General features: G+C 57.2%; 5 protein-coding genes. 3 read left to right on the forward strand and 2 right to left on the reverse strand.

What is annotated here, in order from left to right; genetic code table 11:
* On the forward strand, positions 1–429 hold a 429-nt coding region (locus ACIREA_RS28850; protein WP_397385778.1), incomplete at its 5' end, for a DNA cytosine methyltransferase.
* A gap of 14 nt (positions 430–443) precedes the next feature.
* Here ACIREA_RS28850 and ACIREA_RS28855 read toward each other — a convergent pair.
* Positions 444–1214, reverse strand: coding sequence for an HNH endonuclease (locus tag ACIREA_RS28855; protein WP_397385779.1), 771 nt, complete (start codon positions 1212–1214; stop codon positions 444–446).
* Positions 1211–1483 carry a helix-turn-helix domain-containing protein gene (locus ACIREA_RS28860; RefSeq protein ID WP_397385780.1) on the reverse strand — a complete coding sequence of 91 codons (273 nt, stop codon included), beginning with the start codon at positions 1481–1483 and terminating at the stop codon, positions 1211–1213. The genes ACIREA_RS28855 and ACIREA_RS28860 overlap by 4 nt, the downstream gene beginning before the upstream one ends.
* A gap of 175 nt (positions 1484–1658) precedes the next feature.
* On the opposite strand from ACIREA_RS28860, the gene ACIREA_RS28865 reads away from it, so the two are divergent.
* Together ACIREA_RS28865 and ACIREA_RS28870 are read left to right on the forward strand one after the other, a co-directional pair.
* Positions 1659–2042 (forward strand): BlaI/MecI/CopY family transcriptional regulator, encoded by a 384-nt coding sequence (locus ACIREA_RS28865; RefSeq protein ID WP_397385781.1) that lies wholly within the window; start codon positions 1659–1661, stop codon positions 2040–2042.
* Positions 2043–2161: 119 nt separating this feature from the next.
* On the forward strand, positions 2162–3451 hold a 1290-nt coding region (locus ACIREA_RS28870), incomplete at its 3' end, for a M56 family metallopeptidase (RefSeq protein ID WP_397385782.1).

Here is a 3451-nt window from a genome sequence, read left to right on the forward strand (position 1 = left end):
GAAAAAGCCAACCGCATCGCGCCAACAGTTGTCGGAGGGTCTAAGAAGCATGGTGGCCCCGATCTTGGCCCAACAAGAGCAAAGAAGCAGTGGCGAGAAATGCATGTGGATGGAATGGGGATCGCCGATCACCCTCCGGGGGCTGATTTTGATCTCGACGGTTGCCCAAGGCTGACTGTGCGAATGGTTGCGCGCGTCCAAAGCTTCCCTGACGGCTGGCTGTTCAGTGGCAAGAAAACAGCTGCATATCGCCAAGTTGGCAATGCCTTCCCACCTCTAGTGGCCAAGGCAATTGGTCAGTCAATTCGGTCGGCACTTCGTATGCAACGCACCCCGCCAAAGAGTGGACTTGAACAGCTTCGCCTCCTTGAAGAACCAGCGCTTTATTATTCTTCCGGTGCGCCGCAGAAAGCCCAGCCTTTCATGTAGCAGCATGATATGGATTAATCTTCTAATGATTCAGAAGACCGGTTTGTGTCCGCACGATCTTTCTCGAACTGCCGAATCCACCGCGTGGCATCGGATGGCCATTCTGAAAACTGTGTAAGCATGTAGGAAGAAGTCACACGCCCATTGGCCTGCTTTTGACGCATCACTTCAATATTCCAGCCAAGGTAACGCAATTCACGCGTGCGCTTCTTCCAATCATCTTGGTTTGCTACGAACTCGATCAGCTGAGAAGGAACCCATTCGTTTAAGTTCAATTTAAGCAATTCTCCAATTCGCACGTGAACAGATCCATGTTTCAGGACGCTCAAAACCTTGTCATCTTGAGATGCAAAAAGGTCTTTTTTGCCATGATTACACTCTTCACAAAGCGCCCAAAGGTTGTCTGGTTCATTGGATCCGCCCCAAGCCTGGGGGATTTTGTGATCAACTTGCAAGTCAACGCCATGCTCTTCAATGCTGCGCCCGCACATCTGACAGCGGCCCCTTGATGCACGCAGCACTTCTGCACGCAGCCTGCCATTTATTCCGCTCGGATTTACAGCCTCAGTTCGCTTTTCACCAAGGGCATATTTGGGATTACCGCCATTTGGTATGACGATGAGGTTGTACCATTTTCTGACATCTCGTCTTCTTCGGTCAAGTTGACTTTGTTCATGGGCTGCGATGCCCAGTTTTTCCCGAATTTCACCTGATGTAAGTCCTTCTGGATGCAGGCGCAGTAATTCGACGATCTTGCCGACCATCCCTGTCGGTTCGCCAATCACGAACGCCTTCCCTTTCTGCTCAAGACATTGGAACTTTTTTGATTTCTCCGTTCGGCTTCCTCAATCAATTTCGAAAGCGACGTGTTGAGAGCCTTGGCAATTTCCGACGCAACATCGAGTGAGCAGTTTCTCTCACCTCGCTCGATCATGCCAATATAAGTAGCATGAACCCCAGCTCGTTCGGCCAAGAGTTCTTGAGTAAAACTCAACACACTCCTATGGGCGCGCACAACTTCGCCAAATGATTTGGAGAGGGATTGGGTGGCCATGATCTCATCATGGCCTACACGCCCCAATCCTTTCCACAGACAATAGTATGTCCGATGATTTGATAAAGACAGCACATATGCTCTCCAAGCAGCGGCGGCTGCGGATTTGCTTAAAGATTGAAATTTCAATCTTTGATATTGACTCTTGAGCCAAGATGGGTTGAAATTTCAACCCATGAAGAAAATTGCCCAATTGAGCCGCCGTGAGCGGGAGGTGATGGACCTGGTTTTTGCGCAGGGGGAGGCGACGCTGTCGCAGATTCTTGAGGGGATGGAGAAGCCGCCGACGCGGGCGGCGCTGAGGTCGATCCTGACGATCCTGGAGGGGAAAGGACAGCTGAAGCACCGGCAGGAGGGGCGGGAGTTTATCTACCAGCCGGTGCATTCGCGGGAGGAGGTGGGGCAGAGCACGCTGAGCCGGGTGATCGGGACGTTTTTCGGGGGATCGCTGACGCAGGCGATGGCGGCGTATCTGAGCGCTCCGGGGACGAAGCTGAGCGAGGAGGAGGTGGCGGAGCTGAGGGGATTTTTGGACAAGGCGAAGACGGGGAGGAAATGACGAATGACGAATGACGAATGACGAATGCAGAATGCAGAATGCAGAATGAATGACTGGGCTCGAATGAATCGCTTGAGCTTGCAGTTGCCAGGTAACCTAGACACAACGCCAAGATTTTTATGAGCATCATTGAGCATCTATTTTCTTTCACACCGGGCTGGCTGCTGGATGTGACGCTGCAAACGACGGTACTGCTGACGCTGGCGGGAGGGGTGGTGGTGTGTGTGCGGCGGATGGCGGCGGCGAGGAGGCACTTTATTTTGGCTTCAGTGCTGATGCTGATCCCGGTGGTGATGGGGTGCAGCTTTATAGCGCCGGTGTGGCGGATTTCATGGGGTGCGGAGCGTGCGGTGCTGACGGAGGATGAGGTGGAGAAGAAGGAGGTGGCGGAAGGGCGGGATCCGTTTGCGCCGAGGCTGACACCTGCCACGAGGCTGACGGTGAGTGCGGTGGATGAGGCGGGGTATTCGCCGCTGTGGGCGGTGCTGTGGCTGGGGGGCATCTGCGCGGGTGCGGTGGTGCTGGGGGTTTCGGCCTGGACGCTGCGGAGGCTGCGGGTGGAATCGTATATGGTGGTAGATGCTACCATGCGGCGGTGTTTTGCGGAGGAGGCGGGGGCTTTGCGACTGGAGCTGCCGGAGGGGTGCCTGCGGATGAGTGCGGCGTGTGCGGTGCCGATGACGTGGGGGATTTCCAAGAGGACGGTGCTGCTGCCGGAGCAGGCGGCGGGTTGGGACGAGAAGCGGCTGAGGCTGGTGCTGCGGCATGAGCTGGCGCACATCGCGCGCGGGGATGTGCTCATTACTTTGCTGACGACGGTGTCGGCGCTGCTGCTGTGGTTTCACCCGCTGGTGTGGGTGATGCTGAGGGCGAGCGCGAGGGCGCGGGAGCAGGCGTGTGATGATGTGGCGCTGGAGCGCAGCGGGGTAAGTGCGGATGATTTTGCGGAGGACCTGCTGGCGGCGGTGGCGGGTCTGGGGAGCACGGCGAGGCCGTGGATGCCGCTGGCGCTGGCGGTGTCTGCAAGTGCGATGGCGATGAGGGGACGGCTGGCGAGTCTGGTGCAGGCGGGGCGCGGGCGCGGTGGGTACACTTTGATGCAGAAGCTGGGGCTGCTGGTGCCAGCGGTGACGGGGGCGTTTGGCCTGGCGGGTCTGAGTGCGTGCCGGAAGGCGGAGCCGGTGGTGCCGAAGCAGATCGTGGTGATGAGCCGGTTTGTGAGCATTCCCATGGACTCGCCGGTGCTGGCGGAGGCGGGGCTGACGCTGGATGGGAACAAGCCGGGGCTGCAGAGCCTGGGTATTTTAAACGAGGAGCATGCCAACAACCTGCTGCGCAAGCTGGCCCAGCAGAAGGGTGTGAACCTGATGAGCGCGCCGTCAGTGACGACGCGGAGCGGGCAGAAGGCG

The organism is Prosthecobacter sp. (assembly GCF_044373815.1).
In the GTDB taxonomy this organism is placed as follows: domain Bacteria; phylum Verrucomicrobiota; class Verrucomicrobiia; order Verrucomicrobiales; family Verrucomicrobiaceae; genus Prosthecobacter.

What these genes read in the sequence shown, in the direction of transcription:
- ACIREA_RS28860 (WP_397385780.1), bottom strand. Translation starts at nt 1,483, where the DNA reads ATGGCCACCCAATCCCTCTCCAAATCATTTGGCGAAGTTGTGCGCGCC.
- ACIREA_RS28865 (WP_397385781.1), top strand. Translation starts at nt 1,659, where the DNA reads ATGAAGAAAATTGCCCAATTGAGCCGCCGTGAGCGGGAGGTGATGGAC.